Here is a 21,291-nt window from a genome sequence, read left to right on the forward strand (position 1 = left end):
GTGCCGCATTATGCCAAAGCGCTCGCCGTCGGACAGCGCCAGCGGACCGGCGTCACGTCACTCGTTCGGCCGTTCGTTGAAGCGGCGCTCGTTGTCCACGCCGCCCGGCGCTTCCTGCGGGCGGTTTTCCTCGAAGCCGTAGCTCTGGTTCTGCACACCGGAGCGCTCGTAGGTCGGGTCCAGCGCCAGCGACCAGAACAGGATCATCGGCACCTTGAGGTTGACCAGCACGAGCAGCCCGACGGCCCAGGTACTGACGCCGTAGAGAAAGGTATTGCGATCATCGATGCGCATGAACTTCGGCAGGCCGACGAACAGCAGATAGGTCGAATACAGCCCTGCGGCGACGAGCACGAGAACGGCCGTCCAGCGCGTCGGGTAAAGCGCGCCCAGGCCGGCGATGAAGAACGGTGTGATCAGATAAGCGATGAAGCCGACGCACTGGTTGAATGTCGGTCGTGCCTCGAAGCTGCGTGACATCCAGCGCAGAAAGAAGCCCATGATGAAGGTGCCGAGGATGATCGTCAGGTAGATCAGCCCGCTCAGCTGCAGGGCGCTGCGGGTGTCCAGCCAGATCCGCTCGTTCTCGACCAGGCTCCAGCCGACATAGCGCGTGCCGATGAACATGCAGACTGCAGGCAATAACGCCCAGAGCAGCAGATGGATCAGGTAGTTCGAGCTGTGCTTTTCCTCGTCGCGGCGGATGTCGGCCCAAGCCTGGTCAGGCCGGGTCATCAAGGTAAGAAAGTGAGGACTCATGAGCGATCTCCATCTGCCTGGAAAGGCCCGGCCGAGCGCTGCGCGTCGGCTGGCGTTCCTGTTTAGAACGGCAGATGCGCCAAGGGTTTCCGCCGCAAAGGGGCGGCCCCTGGCGCAGAGATCGGTGAAGCGGGCCGCAGGTCCCGGCCCGCTGATGTTTAGCGCACGTAGACCGGGCCCATGCCCATGCCCCAGACGATCACCGAGGTGGCGATGATGGCGACCAGCACCACCAGGCCAACCGCCAGCACCGAGCTGGAGAACATGAAGCCCTCATCGCTGGGAATGTTCATGAATTTCGGCAGCCCGACGTAGAGCAGGTAGGCCGTGTAGCAGACCGCCGCGGTACCGACTGTCAGTGCGACCCAGATGTGCGGATACAGCCCGGCAAGCCCGCCGACGAACAGCGGCGTGGCGGTATAGGCGGCGAACACGATGCACTGGGCCAGGGTCGGGTTGGCGTCGTAGGTCCGCGCCATCCAGTGGATGAAAGCGCCCATCACCGCGACGCCGGCAAGCATGGCCAGGTAGGACATCACCGCCAGTTGCATACAGCTGGCCTGCGTGAGCTTGACGGGCTCGCCGCCGCCGATGCTCCAGCCGACCTGCGTCGCGCCGATGAAGCCAGATACCGCCGGGATGGCGGCGAGCAGCAGCACGTGAGTCAGGTACATGTGGCTGATGGTTTCTTCCTCTCCGCGAATCGACTGCCACTCCTGACCGGGGTGGGCGAAAAGGCCCCATACGTGATTGATCATGCCGGCGTCTCCTCAATGGTGGTGAGGCCGCTCGCCTGGTTTGCCTTGTGCCGTGGCTTTTGGCTGCGACCTTATGCCGCAGTATAGGAGTGCGGCCCGCGCTTGCAGACCAGCGGATTAGAGCGAATGGGAGCTATGCGCTCAGCGGTAATAGCGCTCCAGAATTTCCAGCGCCAGGTTGATCGACTGCAGCCGCTCCGTACTGCCGCCTCGGTCCGGGTGATGCAGGCTGACCAGTTGCCTGTAGCGCTGCTTGATCATCAGTGCGGTCACCGGCTCGGCGACGCGGTCGAGCTCGAACAGCTCCAGCGCCGCCTGCTTTTCGTCACTGCCCTGCATGCGCGTCCAGAAGCTGGCCAGTAATCGCTCGACATCGTCCTCGTCGGTGTCGCGCAGGTTGCGCAGGTCCAGGTAGTAGTCGCGCAACGGATCGCGTTCGGCGAGCGCCGCTTCGCCGCTGCTATAGGGCAGCAGGCGGATCGCCATGGGATTGATCGACAGATGGGCGATGTCGGCTTCGCCCAGGCGGTCACGCAGCAGATAGAGCGCGTTGAATACCAGGAAATGTGTCCTGAAGAGCACCAGCTTGTCGGCCAGCGGCAGGTTCGGCACGTGCGTGCTGTGCCGCTGCTTGAGCCGCTGGATCAGCTCGTATTCGCTCAAGCCGTGCGGCTGCTCGCGCAGGAGCACGAGCAGCTGCTCGGGCAGGTCGAGGGAAGGGCAGAGGTCATCGTTCATGCGAGGACCCTAGCACGCGGGCCACCCCAGCGTGTGGCGCGGCGTCACAGCCGAGGGTGACGGTCGGGCTGGGGCGATGCGTGCTTTGCGCGTAAAATGCGCGGCTTTGCATTCCTCCGGACATCCACCATGGGCACCCTTTCGGTCAACCAGAACAAGCTGCAGAAGCGCATTCGCCGCCTGGCCGGCGAAGCCATCACCGATTTCAACATGATCGAGGACGGCGACAAGGTCATGGTCTGCCTGTCCGGCGGCAAGGACAGCTACACCATGCTCGACGTGCTGCTCTATCTGCAGAAGGTCGCGCCGATCCGCTTCGAGGTGGTGGCGGTAAACATGGACCAGAAGCAGCCGGGCTTTCCCGAGCATGTCCTGCCCGAGTACCTGAAGGCGCTGGGGGTCGAGTACCACATCATCGAGAAGGACACCTACTCGGTGGTCAAGGAGAAGATCCCGGAAGGCAAGACCACCTGCTCGCTGTGCTCGCGCCTGCGCCGTGGCACGCTGTACACCTTCGCCGACGAGATCGGCGCGACCAAGATGGCGCTCGGGCACCACCGCGACGACATCCTCGAGACCTTTTTCCTCAACATGTTCTACGGCGGCACGCTCAAGGCCATGCCACCCAAGCTGCTTTCCGACGATGGCCGCAACGTGGTGATCCGTCCGCTCGCCTACTGCAACGAGGCGGACATCGAAGCCTATTCGAAGATGAAGGAGTTCCCGATCATCCCGTGCAACCTCTGCGGCTCGCAGGAGAACCTGCAGCGTCAGGTGGTCAAGGAAATGTTGCAGGAGTGGGAGCGCAAGTCGCCGGGGCGCACCGAGATCATGTTCCGGGCGTTGCAGAACGTGGTGCCGTCGCAGTTGGCCGATCGCAACCTGTTCGACTTCAAGAGCCTGCGCATTGACGACAACGCCACGCCGCGCTTCGTCGAGGTGATGAGCCTGTAGGCCGGGCGCCGGAAGCGGGCGTAGGGCGGGCCTCAGCCCGCCATGCGCGTCCACGAGCTGGCGCGGTGGGCTGAAGCCCACCCTACGTATGAAGCCCCCCTAGCAAGCTTCTTCGCCAGGCGGGTTGAAAGCCGCACGCCCGGCGGGGTATGGTTCGGCCATCGTCTGGAGATCAGCATGTCCCTGAAACCCGTAGCCGTTCACGTTGTCGATGCCGGTGCCATGTGCGCTGCGCTCGTTCGTGGGCAGATTGCGGCTGCGGTCTATTACTTCTTTGGGTATTGGTTTAGCCATAGGCGCGCCTGATACCCCACAGGCGGCCTAGCAAGCAGGGTCGCCACCAGAGACGTTTTCCAAGAAACCCCCGGTCGGCAACCCGACCGGGGGTTTTGTTTTTTTCCGGCCATCACGGCCAACGCAACGAGGAAATGAGCCATGACTACTTACCGCACCGACCGTTACTACCGCTACGACTGGCGATTTAGCCGCTTCACCGCCGCCGCGCTCAAACCTCACGACCGAACACTCGACTAGCGCCGACGCGGGAAACCGCGCCGGCCGAAGGAATCGCCAGATCATGCATACCACCGCTACCGCCCAGAGCCTCATCGAGCCCAGTCCCAGCCAGGCTGGCGCCGCCCGCCGCAGTGCTCAACCCTTGCCCAGCCCCGCCGTCCTGCGTCAGCGCCTGCCCCTATCGGACGCGCTTGCCGCACGTGTACACGATGATCGCAACGCCATCCGCGCCGTGCTCGATGGTCGCGACCCACGCCTGTTGGTCGTCGTCGGCCCCTGTTCCCTGCATGACCCCGTCGCCGCGCTGGAATACGCCGAACGTCTCGCCGCGCTGGCACCGGAGCTGAGCGACCAGCTGCTGCTGGTCATGCGCGCCTATGTGGAGAAGCCTCGGACCACCGTGGGCTGGAAAGGCCTGCTCTACGATCCGCATTTGGACGGCCGCGGCGACATGGCCGAGGGCTTGCGCCTGTCGCGTCGATTGATGCTGGACATCCTCGAAGCCGGACTGCCGTTGGCCACCGAGCTGCTGCAACCGATGGCGGCCAGCTACTTCGACGATCTGCTTGGCTGGGCCGCGATCGGCGCGCGCACCAGCGAGTCGCAGATCCACCGTGAGCTGGTCAGCGGGCTGGACTTGCCGGTGGGCTTCAAGAACGGCACCGACGGCAGCCTGACCATCGCCTGCGATGCGATGCGCTCGGCCGCGCATCCCCATCGGCATTTCGGCATCGACGCGCTGGGCCACCCGGCGCTGCTGGAAACCCACGGCAACCCCGACACGCATCTCGTTCTGCGCGGCGGCCATCGCGGGCCGAATCACGATGCCGCGAGCGTGGCGCAGGCCCGGGCAGCGCTGGCCAAGCAGGGGATTGCCGTGCGGCTGGTGGTCGATTGCAGCCACGCCAACAGCGGCAAGGACCCCCTGCGCCAGCCGGCCGTGCTGGCAGAGGTTATCGAGCAGCGGCTGGCCGGCGATGTCAGCCTGCGCGGCGTGATGCTCGAGAGCAATCTGTTCGATGGTTGCCAGCCGCTGTCCGGCGAGCTGCGTTACGGCGTGTCGATCACCGATGGCTGCCTGGGCTGGATCGGCACCGAGCGGCTGCTGCGCGAAACCGCCGAGGCGCTGCGCGGCTGAGATGCGCGGGTGGCGGACGGTGAATGTGCGGATGGCGACGGTGCGGTTCTCTGCCCCGGGGCCTGGCCGGGCGCGTGGCGGAGATCGCTGCGCGAGAGGTCCGTTCTGTGCCGTAGGGCCGATGGCCGCAGCCATCTACCGGCTCCGCCGGGCAAGGATGTGCTGGCAGAAAGCCTCCGGCTCGGGCCCTGTCGGTGGCTCGCTGTGGAAAGATCGCCGTGCGTGCTTTCCACCCTGCGCCTTCGTCGGCAGGAGGGCCCAAGCCGCACAGCGGCGTGGCTTGATCGCAGCCGCGGTCAGCTGGGTGTCGGCGGTGCTTGCGGCCGGTCGTCATCCTCGGCACCCTTTGCCGTCGTTTGCTCAACCGAAAGGCCCGCCCATGCATGATTACCAGTGGCTGCACGAATACTGCCTCAACCGCTTCGGCTCGGCCGCCGCGCTGGAGGCACGGCTGCCGCAGCCGCACACTGCCGAAGAGTTGCGCGCGCTGCCGGACGACCGCTACCTGTCGTTGATCGCCCTGCGCATCTTTCGCGCCGGCCTGAAACACAGCCTGGTCGACGCCAAGTGGCCCGCGTTCGAAAAGGCGTTCTTTGGTTTCCAGCCGGACAAGGTCGTGCTGATGGGCGGCGAGCACATCGAGCGTCTGATGCAGAACGCCGAACTGATCCGTCACCTCGGCAAGTTGAAGAGCGTGCCACGCAACGCCCAGTTCGTACTCGACGTGGCGCGGGAGAAGGGCAGTTTCGGCAATCTGATCGCCGATTGGCCGGGCACCAACATCGTCGGTCTGTGGCGCTATCTGGCCAGGCAGGGCAGCCAATTGGGCGGCCTCTCCGCGCCGCGCCTGCTGCGCATGGTCGGCAAGGACACCTTCGTTCCCAGCAACGATGTGGTCGCCGCACTCAAGGCTCAGGAAATCATCGACAAGGCCCCCACCAGCCAGCGCGATCTGGCCACGGTGCAGGCCGCCTTCAACCGCTGGCAGGAGCAGAGTGGCCGTTCGCTCTGCCAGCTCTCGGCGATGCTGGCGTTCACCGTGAATCATTGATCGCCCGCTCCTGCGGCGATGCTGCGACGCTTTGCCTCGTTTCGCCGTTGCGGTGGCGGGCATAGAGTTCAAACATGACCAGCGTCAAGAAAAACCGCAGCCTGCTCGCCTGGATGTTGCTGATCCTCATCCTCGCGAACGCCTATGCCTGCGCGCTGGAACATGCCACTCACATCGGTTTTCGCCTGGCGCTGGGTGGCCCGGCGTTGTGCCTGTCAGACCCCGATGCGCCCGGCGCCGATGCGGCGCTTAGCCTCGGGCACGCGCATGAGTCGGCCGACATGCCGTTCGATTGCCCGCTGTGCAGCTCGCTGCTGCTGCTCGGCGCTCTTCTGCTGTGTCTGGGCTGGCTCGGCCGCCCCGCCAGGCAGCGGTTGCGGGCCGCAGACGGACCCTTGCGCACGCCACGTGCGCATTGGCCGTCGCTGAATCCTCGCGCACCCTGATTCGCTCCTGAACCTTGCCCGGTCTCCGGCGGCTTCGGCTGCCGGTTTGTCGTGCCGCGTTCGGCGTGGCTCACTCAGGAGAAACCAATATGACCGCGATGGAAAGATTTGCCCGGGCCGAAGGCCGCGCAGCCTATCGCCTGCCGTTTCCGGACTTCCCCAGCCATGCACGTAGCTTCGTGCATCTGGATGCCAGGCTACTGCCGTATTGGCATGCACTGTTCGATGTATGCCCCGGTTTGCTCAAACTGGACCCGCCCGACGGGCTGAACCTGTTTCGCCAGTTCATGACCTGGGCCTACGGGCGACAGCTGGCGCTCGACTGGACCCTTCACCTCAATGTCTGCCGCTGGTTGCTGGGTTCGCCCTACGGCAGCCGGGTCGACGACGAACTGGTCGACGCGATGCTGGTGGCGGCGGCGGCGCGCTGGGTCAGCAGCGATGAAAGCCCGGCGCTAGGCGTCGTGCTTGGTTGGCAGGGCGGGCCGTGCGTCTACGACTGGAAGCCGCGACTGCGGCTGGGCGGTCGTCAGCCGGCTGCCGAGGCCGAGGAGCTGCCGCCGTTGCCCTGGGATTTCGCCTGGTGTCCGTTGTCCAGCACGGGCGCGACGGCGTTCCGCCGCTGGCTGCAGGTGTCGTGATGCGACAGCCTGCCGCAGCAGGGCGGCTCTGTGGCGTGCGCTTTCCCATGGGCGGCGGCAGAGTCGGTCGACACCTGCCGGGCTATCTGGCGGCCGCGTTGATCTGGCGCAGTTTTGCCGCGGGTTGTCTGGCTGCCTTCGCCGGCCCGGCATCTACGCTTGTGCGGTCGGCTCCGCACGAGTGCGCAGGGCCTGCGGCAGGCTGTCGCAATTGTTGCCGTTTCGCCTGCGCCGGACACTGCGCCCGTCTGGTGCCGGAGCATTCCACGGCAAGGCGCGAGGCAAGGCGATTGAGCCGGGCAGCCATGGCCGGTCAAGGCCCTCGCCCCATCGGGGGCCGTCAATCGCAGACTGCGCATCGGCTCGCCGGGCGCAGCGGCGACGCGACGCGTTGAAGGAGCAAGAGGCATGTTCAAGTCATCCCTGCGACGCGATGTCGTCATCATCCTGCTGGTCAAGCTCGCCATTCTTATAAGCATAAAAATCATCTGGTTCGATGCGCCCAGCATTCCGCAAAACGGTTCGGCACGCGTGGCCGAGCACTTGCTTGAATCACGAAGCCAGAACTTCGAGGGAGGGCCGAGATGATCTCGGAAAGCGTTGTCGATCTATCCCGTCTGCAGTTCGCCATGACGGCGATGTACCACTTTCTGTTCGTGCCGCTGACGCTCGGGCTGGCGTTCCTGCTCGCCATCATGGAGTCGGTCTATGTAATGACCGGCAAGCAGGTGTACCAGGACATGGTCAAGTTCTGGGGCAAGCTGTTCGGCATCAACTTCGCCCTGGGCGTCACTACCGGGCTGACCATGGAGTTCCAGTTCGGCACCAATTGGGCCTACTACAGCCACTATGTCGGCGACATCTTCGGTGCGCCGCTGGCGATCGAAGGGTTGATGGCGTTCTTCCTCGAATCGACCTTCATCGGGCTGTTCTTCTTCGGCTGGGACCGCCTTTCCAAGGTGCAGCACCTGGCGGTGACCTGGCTGGTGGCGCTGGGTTCGAACCTGTCGGCGCTGTGGATTCTCATCGCCAACGGTTGGATGCAGAACCCGGTGGGCTCGGAGTTCAACTTCGAAACCATGCGCATGGAGCTGGTGGATTTCGGCGCATTGCTGTTCAACCCGGTGGCGCAGGTCAAGTTCGTTCACACGGTGTCGGCCGGTTATGTCACCGGGGCGATATTCGTGCTGGCGATTTCTTCCTTCTATCTGTTGAAGAAGCGCGACCTGGGCTTCGCCCGTCGTTCGTTCGCCATCGCCGCGGTGTTCGGCCTGGCGTCGACGATCTCGGTGATCATCCTCGGCGATGAATCCGGCTACGAAATCGGCGATGTGCAGAAGGTCAAGCTGGCGGCCATCGAGGCGGAGTGGGAGACCCATCCTGCGCCGGCCGGCTTCACCTTGTTCGGTCTGCCGAATCAGGATGCCCAGCGCACCGACTACGCGGTGAAGATTCCCTATGTGCTCGGGCTGATCGCAACCCGTTCGCTGGACGAGCAGGTCACCGGTATCAAGGATCTGATCGCCGACCACGAGCGGCGCATTCGCAACGGCATCCTGGCCTACGAGCGGCTGCAACGGCTGCGTGGCGGTGACAAGTCGGCCGAGGCGATTGCCGCATTCAACGAGGTCAAGGGCGACCTTGGCTACGGCCTGCTGCTGAAGAAGTACACCGCCGATGTGGTGGATGCCACCGATGAGCAGATCAAGCAGGCCGCGCTCGATACCATTCCTGACGTGTTCAGTCTGTTCTGGACGTTCCGCGTGATGGTCGCCTCGGGCTTCCTGATGCTGCTGCTATTCGCCCTCGCCAGCTGGGCCTCGATCAAGCGGGATGCGGAAAGCAAGCCCTGGCTATTGCGTTTCGCGCTGTTCAGCCTGCCGTTGCCTTGGATTGCCGCGCAGACCGGCTGGTATGTGGCCGAGCACGGCCGCCAGCCCTGGTCGATCGGCGAGGTGTTGCCGACGCATCTGTCCACCTCGACGCTGGCTGCGGGCGACATCTGGGGCTCGTTGATCGCCCTGGTGGGCTTCTACAGCCTGCTGTTGGTGGTGGAAATGTTTTTGATGATCCGCTTTGCACGCCTCGGCCCCAGCAGCCTGCATACCGGGCGTTACCACTTCGAACGTGGGCAGGCCGCAGCCGGCCAGGCGCCGAAATCGCCTGAGGCGATTGCGAGGCCTGTCGCAAAGGATGCCCCCACCGAACCTACCACCGTGTGAGGTAACGAAGATGTTCGATTACGAAGTGCTCAAACTCGTATGGTGGGTGCTGATCGGTGTGCTCCTGATCGGCTTCGCCCTGACCGATGGCTTCGACATGGGCGCCATGGCGCTGATGCCCTTCGTCGGCAAGACCGACAACGAGCGGCGCGCGGCGATCAATACGATTGCGCCGCACTGGGACGGCAACCAGGTGTGGTTCATTACCGCCGGTGGCGCGCTGTTCGCCGCCTGGCCGATGGTCTATGCGGTGGCGTTCTCCGGGCTGTACTGGGCCATGTTGCTGGTGCTGTTCGCGCTGTTCTGCCGGCCGGTGGGCTTCGACTATCGCAGCAAGGTCGAAGACCCGCGCTGGCGCAATGCCTGGGACTGGGCGCTGTTCGTCGGTGGTGCGGTGCCGGCGCTGGTGTTCGGCGTGGCCTTCGGCAACCTGTTTATCGGGCTGCCGTTCCAGCTCGACGAGCTGATGCGCTCGACCTACCAGGGCTCGTTCTTTGCGTTGCTCAATCCGTTTGCGCTGCTCTGTGGCATCGTCAGCCTGAGCATGCTCTGCGCTCACGGCGGTGCCTGGCTGATGCTTCGCACCGATGGCGCACTGGGCGAGCGCTCGCGCCAGGCGACGCGGTTGTGCGCACTGGTGTTCCTGCTCGGCTTCCTCGCCGCGGGTGCCTGGCTGGCGCTGGGCATTCACGGTTTTAGCCAGCTGTCGGTGAGTGACCCGGGCGCGGCGCTCAATCCGCTGCTGGACAAGCAGGTGGCGCAGGACAATGTCGGCTGGTTGGCCAACTACGGTCGCTATCCGCTGACCCTCATCGCGCCCATCGCCGGCGTGGTCGGTGCCTTGCTGGCACTGCTTGGCTCGACCCGCAACCACGGTGGCGTAAGTTTTCTCGGCACCAGCCTGATGATCGTCGGCAGCATCTGCACTGCCGGGTTCGCGCTGTTTCCGTTCGTTTTCCCGTCGAGCCTGGACCCGGCATCGAGCCTGACCTTGTGGGACGCGGTGTCGAGCCACAAGACCTTGGGGATCATGTTCGTGGTGGCGTGCATCTTCGTGCCACTGATCCTCTGCTACACGCTCTGGAGCTATGTGCGGATGTGGGGGCGGATCAACCAGCAGACCATCGAAGCCAATCCGCATGGCCTGTATTGAGATACCCGGCGTTTGCGCAACGCCGGTTCGCGGCGCACCTGCGCCGTCCTTAATTCAAGCGGGTGGGCAACGGCTGCCCTCGCGCAGAATTTCCGGCTTGTACGGCGCTGCCTGCTTCATCGGTGCCCATCCGGGCCAAGGAGAATGAACGATGTGGTACTTCACCTGGATTCTTGGCGTGTTGCTGGCCTGCAGCTTCGGCATCATCAACGCGCTCTGGCTGGAGGCAACCCAGGACCTCGATGCGCCGGCGAATGATGAACACGCCCGACGCTGAGTCAGCATTCGTGTACCGGCCGGCCGCGCGTACGCTGTCCTTGCTGCTGGCCAGCCCGCTGGCGCTGTTGCTGCTGATCCATCCGGCCGCGATGCTCGATGGCCAGGATGGCTATAGCCATCCGCAACTGCTGCTGGTGATGTGGGGCATCTCGGCGGGCTTCGTTCATGGCGTCGGGTTCGTTCCGACCAATCGCCCGGTGCGTTGGGGCCTCGGGCCGCTGCCGGCCTGGGGCCTGTGCGCGCTGGGCTATTGGATTCTGGCTCGAGCGCTGCTGGGGTAGCGGCGCTAGACGATTTGTCGCAGTTCATTCGTCACAATTGGACCAATGAAATTTGCTTATCGCCCCGATAGGCGGCATAGTCGCGCGATTCCAATTTCCAGACACGGTCGTGCCCATGCGCTCACGCTTCGCACCCCTCGTGCCTTTCGCACTCATCGCACTGCTGTCGGCCTGCGCCGGCCAGCAGCTTCAGCCCGAACCCGCGCAGCCCAGCGTTTCGGCGCGTGGCTCTGCCAGCACCGAAATCGACTTCGACGCCATCTTCGCCCCGGTGCATGCCGAACAGGCTTCGCCTGGCGAACTGCATGCCGACGGTGGCTATCAGTTGCCGCAGCTGGCCGACAGCGTGATCGAGCTTGGCTTTTCATTGATGGGCACGCCCTACCGTTACGGTGGCACGTCGGCCAAGACCGGTTTCGACTGCAGCGGCTTCGTCAACTTCGTTTTTCGCAAGGAAGCGGGCCTCGAACTGCCGCGCTCCACGCGCGAACTGATCAATCTCGACGCGCCCTTGGTCAAGCGCGACGAGCTCGAACCTGGCGACGTGGTGTTCTTCAACAATCGCGGCCGGGGGCGCGTCAGCCACGCCGGTATCTATATCGGTGACGATCGCTTCATTCATTCCGCCAGTCGTCGCAGTGGCGGCGTACGGGTAGACAGCCTGGACGACAAGTATTGGCGCAGCAGTTACCTGGAAGCCAAGCGCGTGCTCGCACTGGCGCCTGATCTGCCGAGCGCTACCGTTCACCGCTGAGCCAATTTCCCTTGCATGGGGTTGCACCGATCCAGCGGTGCCGGCAGAGTGATGGCTCATTTGCCAGGATCGCTCTGCCATGCCTCTTCCGGCTCGCCTCACGATCATTCTTCTGGCCGCGCTGCTGACCGCCTGCGCCGGTCGCAGCCCTGTCCTCGAGCCCAGCGGCGTACCGCCTGAACCCGTTTCCGCTACCGCTGCCAACGACGTACTGTTTCGTGCGCTGGGGCTCGTCGGTACGCCTTATCGTTATGGCGGCAACACGCCGGACAGCGGGTTCGATTGCAGCGGGCTGATCGGCTACGTCTATCGCGATGCCGCCGGCCTCGCTCTGCCGCGAACGACGCAGCAGATGAGTCAGGCCCAGGGCGCGAATGTGCGGCGTGAGGCGCTGCAGGCCGGCGATCTGGTGTTCTTCGCCACCAGTGGCGGGCGCCGCGTCAGCCATGCCGGAATCTACGTCGGCGAAGGCCGTTTCGTGCATGCGCCGTCCAGTGGCGGCACCGTTCGCCTCGACAGCCTGGGCAACCGCTACTGGAACAAGACTTATCTTGGCGCCAAGCGCGTGCTCGGCAACCCCGCGCTGGCACGCAACCCTTGAGGTCGCGGCTATGGCCAGCCCAGATTGAAGTGCGAGCCGAGGACGAAGTGATCGTCGAGCATGTCCCAGCGCTCCACGCAGACTTTCTTGGCCTCGCCGGGATGCAGCTTCAGCCGGTTGAACGAGTTGGGCGAGGTGCCGCGCAGGCGCGAGGATAGCGTCGTCCCGGCCTGAACCATCCAGATCTCCCGAGACAGCGCGGGATACTGCTTGGACAGGGGCAGCACGTAGGGCAGATGAATGTGCCCGCCCATCACCAGATCCAGACCACAGTCGGCCCAGCCCTGCAGCGCATCTGCTGCGCCATGCTGCAGGTTGCGCAGGTCGCTCGGCAGCATGGCGCCGAAGGGCTGGTGGGCGACGACGATGCGCAGCTTCTTGGCAGAGGTCGCCTGCAGACGGCGGGTCACTGCGGCTCGCTGCGCGGCGGTGATCGCGCCATCCTTGTGGCGCCTTGGGTGGGTGGTATTGAGCCCGATCACCAGGGCGTCGTCATTTTCGAACACCGGCTCGAGCTCATTGCCGAAGTGCCGGCGATAGTTGCGATACGGCGTCAGAAAGCGAGCGAACAGGTTGTACAGCGGGATATCGTGGTTGCCGGGTATGACCAACGTGCGCGGCACGCCATAGCCTTCGAGACGGCGGACAAAGGCCTCGGCGGCAGCGAACTGGCTGCGACGGGCGCGCTGGGTGATGTCGCCGGAAAACACCAACAGGTCGACCGCATGCTCGCGCACGTGCCGTTCGAGCGCCTCGACGACATGCGGCTGTTCGGTGCCGAAGTGAGCGTCGGAAATCTGCAGGATGCTGGTCATCGGCCGGACTGTTCCTTGGGTCTGCTGGCGGTCTTCGAATGATTGCTGTAGGGGCCCGATGGCAACCCTCAGCGGGCGCTGCCCTGTATTCGAAGCCGCCGGTCGATTCGATGTTCCCGGCATCGGCGCACCAGATGCAAGCGCAGGTTGCCGGAGCGATCAAGCCAGCAGGGCGACGGTCTTGATCTGGGCCCAGAGCGACAGCCCTGGCGCGATCCGCAGCTGATCGAGCGAACGCCTGGTGATACGGGCAAGCAGCGGCGTTCCGCCTGCTTCCAGGCGGACCAGTACGTGTGCTGGCGAATCGGCCGCGGCAATCGCTACCACGCGCGCGGGCAGCAGGTTGGTGATGCTGGTGCCCGCGGCGCGTTCCAGCGCAAGGCTGACATCCCGCGCATGCACGCGGAAGCGCAACCGGCTGCCGGGAGGCTCGTGGCGTCGAGCGACGAGCACCTCGCCACCTGCAAAGGCCAGGCGGGTGAGGTGGTAATGGTCGTCGTGACCGGCGACTTGCGACTCGACCACCACGCCGGCGTCTTCCTGCAGGGCGATCGGCAGATCCAGGCGCGCCAGGGTTGCCTGCAGCTCGCCCTGGGCGACGACGCGGCCCTGTTCGAGCAGTACCAGGTGATCGGCGAGCTGCGCGACCTCATCCGGCGAGTGGCTGACGTAGAGGATCGGAATGGCAAGCTCGCCATGCAGGCGCTCGAGATACGGCAGGATTTCACGACGTCGCGGCAGGTCCAGGGCGGCCAGTGGTTCGTCCATCAGCAGCAGACGTGGACTGGTGAGCAGGGCGCGGGCAATCCCGACGCGCTGGCGCTCGCCGCCGGAGAGGCGGGCGGGCATGCGTTGCAGCAGGTGCTCGATTCCCAGGAGGTCGATGGCCTGCTCCCAGGCGATGCGCCGGGAAGACGCAGCGACGCGGCGCATGCCGTATTCCAGGTTGCGGCGCACCGACAGATGCGAGAACAGATTGGCGTCCTGGAAGACATAGCCGATGGCGCGGCGATGCGTGGGGGTGAACCAGCCGCGTTCGGTGTCCTGCCAGCACTCGCCGTTGACCGACAGCTGGCCATACGCCGCCTGCTCCAGCCCGGCGACGCAGCGCAGGCAGGTCGTTTTGCCAGAGCCGGACGGGCCGAACAGCGCGGTAATGCCGCTACCTGGAAGCGCGAGGTCCACGTCCAGCGAAAAGCCGGAGTAGCTGAGGCGAAAGCGTGCCTGAATGCCTCGGCAGTCGTCCGGGCTCATCCCTGCCACCCCGCGCGGTCGCGTCCGCTGTAGAGAAACAGCAGCACGGCGAAGGAAAACAACAGCATGCCGCCGGCCAGCCAGTGCGCTTGGGCATACTCCATCGCTTCGACGTGGTCGTAGATCTGCACCGAAACCACCCGGGTCTGCTGCGGGATGTTGCCGCCCAGCATCAGCACGACACCGAACTCGCCGACCGTGTGGGCGAAGCCGAGAATGCTTGCACTCACGAAACCGGGGCGGGCCAGCGGCAGTACCACGCTGAAGAACCGGTCCCAGGGGCTGGCGCGCAGCGTAGCGGCAGCCTCCAGGGGCTGTTCGCCAATTGCCTGGAACGCATTCTGCAGTGGCTGGACCACGAACGGCATCGAGTACAAGACCGAACCCACCACCAGGCCGGAAAAGGTGAAAGGCAGTGTGCCGAGGCCGAGCGCCTGGGTCAGCTGACCGATGGCGCCTTGCGGGCCGAGCACGACGAGCAGGTAGAAGCCGAGCACGGTCGGCGGTAACACCAGGGGAAGGGCCACCACGGCGCCGATCGGCCCCTTCAGTGGTGAACGCGTGCGCGCCAGCCACCACGCCAGCGGTGTGCCGAGCAGCAGCAAGAGCAGGGTCGTCAGGCCGGCCAGCCTAAGCGTGAGCCAGATCGCAGCCAGTGCCGCGTCGTCCAGTTGCGGCATGTCAGGGAACCCGATAGCCGTAGCGCTCGATCACCTCGCGGGCTGCCGGTTCGCGAAGAAAGGCCAGCAGGGCGACAGCGGCGGGATTGCCGGCGCCGCGTTCGAGCAGAACGGCGTCCTGGCGAATCGGCCGATGGTAATTGCCTGGCACCAGCCAGCCGCCATCGGGTTCGCCGTTCCGAATGACCTGCGACAAGGCGACGAAGCCGAGCTCGGCGTTGCCGCTTGCCACGAACTGATGCGTCTGCGCGATGTTCTCGCCCTGGACCAGGCGTGCCCGCAGTGGCTCGGCGAGGCCAAGATGCTCGAGGGTGTCCATCGCCGCGACACCGTAGGGTGCGGTCTTCGGATTGGCGACGGCCAGATGGCGGAAGTCCCCGGTCTTCAGAGCGTTTTCGTCGAGGGCCTTACGGCTTGGCGACCAGAGCACCAGGCGGCCAATGGCATAGGTGAAGCGGCTGCTCTCAACGGCGTCGCCTTCCTGCGCCAGGCGTGCCGAGACCTTGTCGTCGGCAGCCAGCAGCACGTCGAAGGGCGCGCCATTGCGAATCTGCGCGTAGAACTTGCCGGTTGCGCCGAACGCAAGGCGCGCCTGATGGCCGCTGGCCTGCTCGAACAGCGCCGACAGTTCGCGCATCGGCGCGGCGAAATTCGAGGCGACGGCAACCTGAACCTCGTCGGCCTGGCAGGCGAGCGCTGGAAGCGCGGCCAGCAAGAATGCGGCAAGGACGTGGCGAAGGGACATGGGCGACTCCTTTCAATCGGTGGCGAGAATGACCTGCGAGGCCTTGATCAAGGCGGTGCAGGGCTGCCCGACGGTCAGTTGCAGCTCTTCGGCGGACTCGTTGGTAATCACCGCGCCAAGCGTGCGATTGCCGGGGAGGCTGAGCTTGACTTCGCAATTGACCGCGCCTGGCCGCAACGTGGTGATGGTGCCGTGCAGGCGATTGCGCGCGCTGATGCGGATCTGCGGGTCGGGTGAGAGCAGCACGAAACTTGCCTTGATCAGGGCGATCGCCGGGCTGCCAATGCCAAGCTGCAGTTCGTCGATGCTGTCGTTCGTCAGGGTGGCGGTGATCGTTTGTCCGGCTCCGATATCCAGTGTCACGCTGCCGTTGACGGCGCCTTTCTCGAGGCTGCTGACGGTGCCGCGTAACTGGTTGCGGGCGCTGGTTTTCATGGCAATGGCCTTGAGCAGTCGATCGATATCGTCAAAGTCCTCGATGCCCAGTGCGACCTGCTCGAGGAACCGTTCGTATTCGCGCTGCATGCGTCGCCACACGTGCAGCATTTGCCGGCCGAACTCGGTTAGCCGGGTTCCACCGCCGCCGGCACCGCCGGTCGAGCGCACCACCAGCGGCCGTTCGGACAGATTGTTCATCGCATCCACGGCATCCCAGGCGGCCTTGTAGCTGATGCCGGCTGCCTTGGCGGCGCGGCTGATCGAACCGGTCGCTTCGATCTGTTCCAGCAGGTCGATTCGCTTGCCGCTCAGATAGCCTTTGTCGCTGCGGTTGAAGCGCAGTTCGCCATCGATCTGCAGTGCGGGAGGGAGGCGTTTGCTGGCCATGCGGTGCTCCATCGGATTGGGCGCATTCTGGCCTCGTTATATTCGTCTGTATATAGCGCAGCCGAATTTCGGTTGGCTTGGTGGCGGAGGGTTTGCGGCAGCCCGCAACCGACGCTAGCTTGTGAGCAGACCGTTCGGAGGCATGGCTATGAGACATCGATTCTGGTTTGGCGCCTGTCTGGCTCTGGCGGCGGGTGCCGTACAGGCGGGCGAATGCCCGGCACTGCTGCAACATGAGTTACCCGAGTTGCGCTCCAAGGGGCAGGTCAATTTCTGCGAGCGCTTTGCCGGCAAGGCTTTGCTCGTCGTCAATACTGCGAGCCACTGCGGCTTTACTCCCCAGTTCAAGGGATTGGAGGCGCTTTATCAGCGTTACCGGGAGCAGGGGCTGGAGGTCGTCGGCGTACCGTCCGATGACTTTTTTCAGGAGGATGATGACGCCGCCGAAACGGCGAAGGTCTGCTACGTCAATTATGGCGTCACCTTCACCATGACAGCCGAGCAACCGGTGCGTGGCGATGATGCGACCCCGTTGTTCCGCGAGCTGGCCGAACAGGCCGGGCGCGCGCCGCGCTGGAATTTCTACAAATACGTGGTGGACCGCGAGGGGCGGGTGGTGGCGTCGTTCTCGAGCAAGGTCACGCCTGACGACCCGGAGTTGCTCGCCGCCGTCGAGAAAGCGCTGGGCAAATAGTCGTCTTGAAAGCAAAACCCCGGCCGAAGCCGGGGTTGATTGCATCAGAAGCGGTAACTCAAGGCAGCGCCGAAGCCGTGAGCGCTGTTCTCGTACTTCGAGCTGTAGCTCTGGCCGACAGCACCACCTGCATAGGTTTTGCTTTGGTCGATGCTGACTTCTTCTTCCATCAGGTAGGAGTAGGCCAGGTCCACGGTGATGTCTTCTGTCGGACTCCAGCCGAGACCCACGCTGACTGCCGTACGGTCGCCAGTGGGGATTCGCGGAGAGCGATGGGTGTTATTCGCCGGGCTCTGATCGAAGGCAAGGCCGGTACGCAGCGTCCATTGCGGATTCAGCTTGTAGGCGGCGCCCAAGGCGTAGGACCAGGTGTCATGCCAATCCTGCTCCTCGGTGATGGTGCCGAATTGGCCGGCCGCGGCCGCGCCCACGCCTTCGTTCTCCACGGTGATCTCTTCGAGCCGGCTCCAGCGCGTCCACATGGCGCCAGCATAGAGCGTCCAGTTGGCGTTCAGCTCGTGCGTGATGGAGACGTCCACGGATTCGGGGGTTTCGAGGTCCAGGGACGCATCGTATTCGCCGTAAGCGTTAATGCTCAAACCCGGGATGCCGTTGCCCAGCACCGGATCGCTGCCCGACACTTTGGTGTCGCCTTCGAGCTTGTAGTCCACGCTCGAGTGATAGGTGATACCGGCGCGCGTGTGCGGAGTGAATTCGTAGAGCAAGCCGGCGTTGAAGCCAAGCGCGGTATCGTCGCCCTCGATTTTTACCCGGCTGTCATTCGGGCCGGCGATACCCGGCACTGCGCTTTCCAGTTGACCGTCGATACGGTTGATGGTCGGGCCAAAGCCGATCGACAGTTTCTCGTTGAAGCGGTAGCTCACCGTTGGCTGGACGGTGATTACCCGGACCTCGCTGTAGTCGCCGAAATAACGACCCTGGAAGCCACCCTCATAGTCGGTGATCAGGCCGAACGGCACGTAGACGCCGACGCCCAGCGCCCACTTGTCATCGATCGGCTTGACGTAGTAGCCCATCGGGACGGCGGTCGTCGGCACCATGTCGCCATCGTTACTGCCGCTCGTGGGGCCAGCGGCCGGACCGAGGCCGTTGAAAAAGCTGCCGGAGGCATCGTCGATATCCGTCTTGGCATGAATCGCCGCCATGCCGAAGCTGACTTCCTCACGCTTGAGGCGAGCCATGCCCGCCGGGTTGCCGAACAAGGTGGTAGCGTCATCGGCAGACGAGGAGCGGCCGGCGAAGGAGGTGCCCATGCCACTGATGCTCTGCTCGTTGAGCGCGAAGCCGGAAGCCATCAGCTGGGTGGACATTGCACTTACGGCCACTGCGAGAGCGGTTTTCAACCATCTTGTTTTCATTGTGTACTCCTCAGGTAAAAGCGGCTCGGAACCTACCAACTTTGTCTGAGCAGCAGCAAACGAAAGAGTGCAATTTTTCGTAAATACGGCGACGATCGGTCGTAAATACCTGCAAAAGTCAAGGTGATTGTGAAACCGTCAATCCTCTTGGTGACCGATTGGTCAGGAATCGCCGCGTGCTACCGGTCGTGCGGGGTCTGTGATCCACTCGCTCCATGAGCCGGCATACAGGCGCGGCAGGCCAAGCCCTGCCAGGGACATGGCGAACAGATTGTGGCAAGCCGTTACGCCCGATCCGCAATAGGCAACGAGGGGCCGAGCGTCGCCGTCGCTGATCGATAGAAAGCGCTGACGCAGTTGGTCTGGGGCGAGGAAGCGCCCGTCGCCGCCGAGATTCTCGCTGAACGGTGCGCAGATGGCGCCCGGAATGTGGCCTGCCACCGGGTCCAGGGGCTCGACATCGCCACGGAATCGCGGCTGTGCTCGGGCGTCGAGCAGCTGGAAATCCGCTAGCTGTCGCGCCAGTTCTGTGGCTTCGATCAGCATCTGCGGGTCCGGCTGGCCGGTGAACGTTCCGCATTCTGCGGAGCACTCATGAGCCTCCAGTGGCAGACCAGCCTGTCGCCAGGCGGCAAGCCCTCCATCGAGCAGATAGACATCGTTGCGCTTGCCGAGCCAGGCCAGCAGCCACCAGGCGCGTGCGGCAAAGGCGCCGGGGCCGTCGTCGTAGAGCACGATGCGGCTGTCGTTGTCGACGCCGATTTCACGCAATCGGCGTATCAGCCGCTGCGGCTCCGGCAGCGGATGGCGCCCGGTCACGCCGGGCTCCACCGGGCCGGAGAGATCGCGCTCCAGATCCAGGAAGCGCGCGCCTGGCAGATGGCCTTCGAGATAGCTGCGCTGGCCATGGCTGGGGTCTTCAAGGGCAAAGCGGCAATCGATCAGCAGGCTCTGCGGCAGGCTGCCGGCCAGTTGCTGGGCGGTGATCAGGCGTGCAAGCGACATAGGGAGCTCCTCGGCAAGAGCGGAAACACTAGCAGGCCTCCGATGAGGCAGAAACGCCTGATGCCGGTAACTGGCGATATACTGCCGGCCTCGTTCGGCCGTGCGGCGGTCGTCCGCCGAAACAAGGAGGCCGAGTGGCCATCGAAACCCAATGGGTGCTGGATGATGAGCATCTGACCCGTCTGTGCGATGCCTGGCGGCAGCTGCCGTTCGTCGCACTGGACACCGAATTCATGCGTGTCGACACCTTTTATCCCATCGCCGGCCTGATTCAGGTGGGTGATGGCTGCTGCGCCTATCTCATCGATCCATTGCGGATCAGCGACTGGTCCGCGTTCTGCGGGCTGCTCGAGGACGAGCGCGTGACCAAGGTGCTGCATGCCTGCAGCGAGGATCTGGAGGTCTTGCTGCGGCTGACCGGCAGCCTGCCTTCGCCACTGTTTGATACGCAGCTGGCGGCCGGCTACCTCAACATCGGTTTTTCGATGGGCTATTCGCGGCTGGTGCAGGCGGTGCTCGGTATCGAGCTGCCGAAGGGGGAGACGCGCTCGGACTGGCTGCAACGCCCTCTTAGCGAAATGCAGGTGCGCTACGCCGCCGAAGACGCCCAGCACCTGGCTGAACTCTACCTGGCGCTGCTGCCCAGGCTGGATTCGAGCAAGCGTGCCTGGATACTCGAGGATGGCGAAGAGCTGGTCGCCAACCTGCGTCGTCATAGCGATCCGCTGGAGGCCTATCGTGAGGTCAAGCAGGCCTGGCGGCTCAAGCCGCAGCAGCTCGCGGTCCTGCGCGCCTTGACCGCCTGGCGTGAAAGCGAGGCGCGAACGCGCAACCAGCCGCGCAACCGTATCCTGCGTGAGGCGAGCCTTTGGCCGCTGGCGCGCACCCAGCCGAAGGATCTGGTTGCGCTGGCACGGATCGAGGATATGCATCCACGCACCGTGCGCCAGGATGGCGAGACGATTCTCGCGCTGATCGGCGAGGCTGCCGCGTCAGACGCGGCGACCTGGCCGGCACCGCTGCCTGAGCCATTGCCGTTGGAGGCCGGCGGCCTGCTGAAAAAACTGCGTGCGGTAGGCCAGCGAGAGGCTGAGCGTCTGGACATTGCGCCCGAGCTGATGCTGCGCAAGAAATCCCTCGAGGCGCTCATAAAGAGCGGCTATCCACAGGGTCCCTATCGCCTGCCCGACTCGTTGCGCGGATGGCGGCGCGAGCTCATGGGGCAGGCTCTGCTCGACGTTATGGAACATAAGCAATGAAATTGATCTGCTCGGTGTACAAGAGTCCGCGCAAGCGCGAGATGTATCTCTACGTGGAAAAGAAGGATGCGCTCAAACGCGTCCCCGAGGCTCTGCTGGCTGCTTTCGGCCCGCCGCAGCTGGCGTTCGATCTGGTCCTGAGCCCTGAGCGAAAGCTGGCCCGCGAGGACGTCGACAAGGTGCTGGCGAATGTGCGTGAGCAGGGCTACCACCTGCAGATGCCGCCACCGGAGGAGGAATACATCGAGCATCTGCCCGACGAGTTGCTGCGGATGAACGATCCCGTCTGAATCGCTCGTGAAATTGTTCTCACGCAAGGCCGGCTGGCAGACCAAGGCTATGCT

At 64.4% G+C, this 21,291-nt stretch carries 27 protein-coding genes; 17 read left to right on the forward strand and 10 right to left on the reverse strand.

From position 1 onward, the window contains the following. Positions 1 to 57 precede the first annotated feature (57 nt). From CL52_RS06485 to CL52_RS06495, 3 genes are all read right to left on the reverse strand, one after another. Positions 58 to 759 carry a Yip1 family protein gene (locus tag CL52_RS06485; protein WP_043219191.1) on the reverse strand — a complete coding sequence of 234 codons (702 nt, stop codon included), beginning with the start codon at positions 757 to 759 and terminating at the stop codon, positions 58 to 60. Between the two features lie 158 nt (positions 760 to 917). Further along, positions 918 to 1,517 carry a Yip1 family protein gene (locus CL52_RS06490; RefSeq protein WP_043219193.1) on the reverse strand — a complete coding sequence of 200 codons (600 nt, stop codon included), beginning with the start codon at positions 1,515 to 1,517 and terminating at the stop codon, positions 918 to 920. 141 nt (positions 1,518 to 1,658) lie between these two features. Further along, positions 1,659 to 2,255: a DNA-J related domain-containing protein gene (locus CL52_RS06495; RefSeq protein ID WP_043219195.1), complete on the reverse strand. Its 597-nt coding sequence runs from the start codon at positions 2,253 to 2,255 to the stop codon at positions 1,659 to 1,661. Positions 2,256 to 2,384: 129 nt separating this feature from the next. Here CL52_RS06495 and ttcA point away from each other — a divergent pair, with 129 nt between their 5' ends. The 13 genes from ttcA (at position 2,385) to CL52_RS06560 (ending at position 12,291) form a co-directional block, all read left to right on the forward strand. After that, a complete protein-coding gene (gene ttcA / locus CL52_RS06500; RefSeq protein WP_043219196.1) occupies positions 2,385 to 3,209 on the forward strand; it encodes a tRNA 2-thiocytidine(32) synthetase TtcA in 825 nt (274 codons plus the stop codon). Positions 3,210 to 3,386: 177 nt separating this feature from the next. Next, the gene (locus tag CL52_RS21610) at positions 3,387 to 3,515 is read left to right on the forward strand and encodes a hypothetical protein (protein ID WP_256363844.1); all 129 of its coding nucleotides are present in this window, start codon (positions 3,387 to 3,389) and stop codon (positions 3,513 to 3,515) included. Between the two features lie 271 nt (positions 3,516 to 3,786). Further along, a complete protein-coding gene (locus CL52_RS06510) occupies positions 3,787 to 4,863 on the forward strand; it encodes a 3-deoxy-7-phosphoheptulonate synthase (RefSeq protein ID WP_043219199.1) in 1,077 nt (358 codons plus the stop codon). A 379-nt stretch (positions 4,864 to 5,242) separates the two neighbouring features. Beyond that, positions 5,243 to 5,914: a DNA-3-methyladenine glycosylase I gene (locus CL52_RS06515; RefSeq protein ID WP_043219200.1), complete on the forward strand. Its 672-nt coding sequence runs from the start codon at positions 5,243 to 5,245 to the stop codon at positions 5,912 to 5,914. 74 nt (positions 5,915 to 5,988) lie between these two features. After that, entirely contained in the window at positions 5,989 to 6,360 is a 372-nt protein-coding gene (locus CL52_RS06520; protein ID WP_043219202.1) for a DUF2946 family protein, read from the forward strand. Positions 6,361 to 6,449: 89 nt separating this feature from the next. Beyond that, positions 6,450 to 7,001 carry a putative natural product biosynthesis protein gene (locus CL52_RS06525; RefSeq protein WP_041106316.1) on the forward strand — a complete coding sequence of 184 codons (552 nt, stop codon included), beginning with the start codon at positions 6,450 to 6,452 and terminating at the stop codon, positions 6,999 to 7,001. Between the two features lie 408 nt (positions 7,002 to 7,409). Beyond that, positions 7,410 to 7,589: a cytochrome oxidase putative small subunit CydP gene (gene cydP, locus CL52_RS06530; protein WP_043219204.1), complete on the forward strand. Its 180-nt coding sequence runs from the start codon at positions 7,410 to 7,412 to the stop codon at positions 7,587 to 7,589. Continuing rightward, entirely contained in the window at positions 7,586 to 9,223 is a 1,638-nt protein-coding gene (locus tag CL52_RS06535; protein WP_043219205.1) for a cytochrome ubiquinol oxidase subunit I, read from the forward strand. The genes cydP and CL52_RS06535 overlap by 4 nt, the downstream gene beginning before the upstream one ends. Before the next feature lie 10 nt (positions 9,224 to 9,233). Next, entirely contained in the window at positions 9,234 to 10,376 is a 1,143-nt protein-coding gene (cydB, locus tag CL52_RS06540) for a cytochrome d ubiquinol oxidase subunit II (RefSeq protein WP_043219207.1), read from the forward strand. A 151-nt stretch (positions 10,377 to 10,527) separates the two neighbouring features. Beyond that, positions 10,528 to 10,653: a cytochrome bd-I oxidase subunit CydX gene (gene cydX / locus CL52_RS20405; RefSeq protein ID WP_041106309.1), complete on the forward strand. Its 126-nt coding sequence runs from the start codon at positions 10,528 to 10,530 to the stop codon at positions 10,651 to 10,653. Further along, positions 10,634 to 10,936, forward strand: a complete 303-nt coding sequence (locus tag CL52_RS06550) for a cyd operon YbgE family protein (protein ID WP_043219208.1) — start codon at positions 10,634 to 10,636, stop codon at positions 10,934 to 10,936. The genes cydX and CL52_RS06550 overlap by 20 nt, the downstream gene beginning before the upstream one ends. Before the next feature lie 115 nt (positions 10,937 to 11,051). After that, on the forward strand, positions 11,052 to 11,690 hold the full coding sequence (locus CL52_RS06555; protein WP_041106304.1) for a C40 family peptidase: 639 nt from the start codon (positions 11,052 to 11,054) through the stop codon (positions 11,688 to 11,690). Positions 11,691 to 11,769: 79 nt separating this feature from the next. Then, positions 11,770 to 12,291: a C40 family peptidase gene (locus tag CL52_RS06560; RefSeq protein WP_043219210.1), complete on the forward strand. Its 522-nt coding sequence runs from the start codon at positions 11,770 to 11,772 to the stop codon at positions 12,289 to 12,291. A gap of 8 nt (positions 12,292 to 12,299) precedes the next feature. Here the strand turns inward: CL52_RS06560 and CL52_RS06565 are convergent, their stop codons facing one another. The 5 genes from CL52_RS06565 to CL52_RS06585 form a co-directional block, all read right to left on the reverse strand. After that, positions 12,300 to 13,106: a metallophosphoesterase family protein gene (locus CL52_RS06565; RefSeq protein ID WP_043219211.1), complete on the reverse strand. Its 807-nt coding sequence runs from the start codon at positions 13,104 to 13,106 to the stop codon at positions 12,300 to 12,302. A gap of 159 nt (positions 13,107 to 13,265) precedes the next feature. Beyond that, positions 13,266 to 14,360 (reverse strand): molybdenum ABC transporter ATP-binding protein, encoded by a 1,095-nt coding sequence (modC, locus tag CL52_RS06570; RefSeq protein WP_043219213.1) that lies wholly within the window; start codon positions 14,358 to 14,360, stop codon positions 13,266 to 13,268. Continuing rightward, positions 14,357 to 15,040 (reverse strand): molybdate ABC transporter permease subunit, encoded by a 684-nt coding sequence (gene modB, locus CL52_RS06575; RefSeq protein WP_043219215.1) that lies wholly within the window; start codon positions 15,038 to 15,040, stop codon positions 14,357 to 14,359. The genes modC and modB overlap by 4 nt, the downstream gene beginning before the upstream one ends. A 1-nt stretch (position 15,041) precedes the next feature. Next, positions 15,042 to 15,785 (reverse strand): molybdate ABC transporter substrate-binding protein, encoded by a 744-nt coding sequence (modA, locus tag CL52_RS06580; RefSeq protein WP_043219216.1) that lies wholly within the window; start codon positions 15,783 to 15,785, stop codon positions 15,042 to 15,044. A 12-nt stretch (positions 15,786 to 15,797) separates the two neighbouring features. Next, the gene (locus CL52_RS06585) at positions 15,798 to 16,610 is read right to left on the reverse strand and encodes a TOBE domain-containing protein (RefSeq protein ID WP_043219219.1); all 813 of its coding nucleotides are present in this window, start codon (positions 16,608 to 16,610) and stop codon (positions 15,798 to 15,800) included. 148 nt (positions 16,611 to 16,758) lie between these two features. Between CL52_RS06585 and CL52_RS06590 the strand changes: the two genes are divergently transcribed. Next, positions 16,759 to 17,304: a glutathione peroxidase gene (locus CL52_RS06590; RefSeq protein WP_043219220.1), complete on the forward strand. Its 546-nt coding sequence runs from the start codon at positions 16,759 to 16,761 to the stop codon at positions 17,302 to 17,304. 44 nt (positions 17,305 to 17,348) lie between these two features. Here the strand turns inward: CL52_RS06590 and CL52_RS06595 are convergent, their stop codons facing one another. Continuing rightward, complete coding sequence (locus tag CL52_RS06595) at positions 17,349 to 18,635, reverse strand: OmpP1/FadL family transporter (RefSeq protein WP_235366411.1); 1,287 nt, start codon at positions 18,633 to 18,635, stop codon at positions 17,349 to 17,351. Between CL52_RS06595 and CL52_RS21425 the strand changes: the two genes are divergently transcribed. Then, the gene (locus CL52_RS21425) at positions 18,577 to 18,732 is read left to right on the forward strand and encodes a hypothetical protein (RefSeq protein ID WP_235366432.1); all 156 of its coding nucleotides are present in this window, start codon (positions 18,577 to 18,579) and stop codon (positions 18,730 to 18,732) included. The two genes, CL52_RS06595 and CL52_RS21425, sit on opposite strands and share 59 nt — an antisense overlap. Positions 18,733 to 18,845: 113 nt before the next feature. On the opposite strand, the gene CL52_RS06600 is transcribed toward CL52_RS21425, so the two are convergent. Further along, complete coding sequence (locus tag CL52_RS06600; protein ID WP_043219223.1) at positions 18,846 to 19,688, reverse strand: sulfurtransferase; 843 nt, start codon at positions 19,686 to 19,688, stop codon at positions 18,846 to 18,848. 134 nt (positions 19,689 to 19,822) lie between these two features. Between CL52_RS06600 and rnd the strand changes: the two genes are divergently transcribed. Together rnd and CL52_RS06610 are read left to right on the forward strand one after the other, a co-directional pair. Further along, complete coding sequence (gene rnd / locus CL52_RS06605; protein WP_043219224.1) at positions 19,823 to 20,947, forward strand: ribonuclease D; 1,125 nt, start codon at positions 19,823 to 19,825, stop codon at positions 20,945 to 20,947. After that, complete coding sequence (locus CL52_RS06610) at positions 20,944 to 21,237, forward strand: YcgL domain-containing protein (RefSeq protein ID WP_041106284.1); 294 nt, start codon at positions 20,944 to 20,946, stop codon at positions 21,235 to 21,237. The genes rnd and CL52_RS06610 overlap by 4 nt, the downstream gene beginning before the upstream one ends. Positions 21,238 to 21,291 lie beyond the last annotated feature (54 nt).

Origin of the sequence: Stutzerimonas balearica DSM 6083 (assembly GCF_000818015.1) — a bacterium.
GTDB lineage: Bacteria > Pseudomonadota > Gammaproteobacteria > Pseudomonadales > Pseudomonadaceae > Stutzerimonas > Stutzerimonas balearica.

Bases quoted from the DNA above. Each gene is read 5' to 3' on its own strand.
- CL52_RS06485 (WP_043219191.1), bottom strand. From the start codon at position 759: ATGAGTCCTCACTTTCTTACCTTGATGACCCGGCCTGACCAGGCTTGG.
- CL52_RS06490 (WP_043219193.1), bottom strand. From the start codon at position 1,517: ATGATCAATCACGTATGGGGCCTTTTCGCCCACCCCGGTCAGGAGTGG.
- CL52_RS06495 (WP_043219195.1), bottom strand. From the start codon at position 2,255: ATGAACGATGACCTCTGCCCTTCCCTCGACCTGCCCGAGCAGCTGCTC.
- ttcA (WP_043219196.1), top strand. From the start codon at position 2,385: ATGGGCACCCTTTCGGTCAACCAGAACAAGCTGCAGAAGCGCATTCGC.
- CL52_RS21610 (WP_256363844.1), top strand. From the start codon at position 3,387: ATGTCCCTGAAACCCGTAGCCGTTCACGTTGTCGATGCCGGTGCCATG.
- CL52_RS06510 (WP_043219199.1), top strand. From the start codon at position 3,787: ATGCATACCACCGCTACCGCCCAGAGCCTCATCGAGCCCAGTCCCAGC.
- CL52_RS06515 (WP_043219200.1), top strand. From the start codon at position 5,243: ATGCATGATTACCAGTGGCTGCACGAATACTGCCTCAACCGCTTCGGC.
- CL52_RS06520 (WP_043219202.1), top strand. From the start codon at position 5,989: ATGACCAGCGTCAAGAAAAACCGCAGCCTGCTCGCCTGGATGTTGCTG.
- CL52_RS06525 (WP_041106316.1), top strand. From the start codon at position 6,450: ATGACCGCGATGGAAAGATTTGCCCGGGCCGAAGGCCGCGCAGCCTAT.
- cydP (WP_043219204.1), top strand. From the start codon at position 7,410: ATGTTCAAGTCATCCCTGCGACGCGATGTCGTCATCATCCTGCTGGTC.
- CL52_RS06535 (WP_043219205.1), top strand. From the start codon at position 7,586: ATGATCTCGGAAAGCGTTGTCGATCTATCCCGTCTGCAGTTCGCCATG.
- cydB (WP_043219207.1), top strand. From the start codon at position 9,234: ATGTTCGATTACGAAGTGCTCAAACTCGTATGGTGGGTGCTGATCGGT.
- cydX (WP_041106309.1), top strand. From the start codon at position 10,528: ATGTGGTACTTCACCTGGATTCTTGGCGTGTTGCTGGCCTGCAGCTTC.
- CL52_RS06550 (WP_043219208.1), top strand. From the start codon at position 10,634: ATGAACACGCCCGACGCTGAGTCAGCATTCGTGTACCGGCCGGCCGCG.
- CL52_RS06555 (WP_041106304.1), top strand. From the start codon at position 11,052: ATGCGCTCACGCTTCGCACCCCTCGTGCCTTTCGCACTCATCGCACTG.
- CL52_RS06560 (WP_043219210.1), top strand. From the start codon at position 11,770: ATGCCTCTTCCGGCTCGCCTCACGATCATTCTTCTGGCCGCGCTGCTG.
- CL52_RS06565 (WP_043219211.1), bottom strand. From the start codon at position 13,106: ATGACCAGCATCCTGCAGATTTCCGACGCTCACTTCGGCACCGAACAG.
- modC (WP_043219213.1), bottom strand. From the start codon at position 14,360: ATGAGCCCGGACGACTGCCGAGGCATTCAGGCACGCTTTCGCCTCAGC.
- modB (WP_043219215.1), bottom strand. From the start codon at position 15,040: ATGCCGCAACTGGACGACGCGGCACTGGCTGCGATCTGGCTCACGCTT.
- modA (WP_043219216.1), bottom strand. From the start codon at position 15,785: ATGTCCCTTCGCCACGTCCTTGCCGCATTCTTGCTGGCCGCGCTTCCA.
- CL52_RS06585 (WP_043219219.1), bottom strand. From the start codon at position 16,610: ATGGCCAGCAAACGCCTCCCTCCCGCACTGCAGATCGATGGCGAACTG.
- CL52_RS06590 (WP_043219220.1), top strand. From the start codon at position 16,759: ATGAGACATCGATTCTGGTTTGGCGCCTGTCTGGCTCTGGCGGCGGGT.
- CL52_RS21425 (WP_235366432.1), top strand. From the start codon at position 18,577: ATGCCACTGATGCTCTGCTCGTTGAGCGCGAAGCCGGAAGCCATCAGC.
- CL52_RS06595 (WP_235366411.1), bottom strand. From the start codon at position 18,635: ATGTCCACCCAGCTGATGGCTTCCGGCTTCGCGCTCAACGAGCAGAGC.
- CL52_RS06600 (WP_043219223.1), bottom strand. From the start codon at position 19,688: ATGTCGCTTGCACGCCTGATCACCGCCCAGCAACTGGCCGGCAGCCTG.
- CL52_RS06610 (WP_041106284.1), top strand. From the start codon at position 20,944: ATGAAATTGATCTGCTCGGTGTACAAGAGTCCGCGCAAGCGCGAGATG.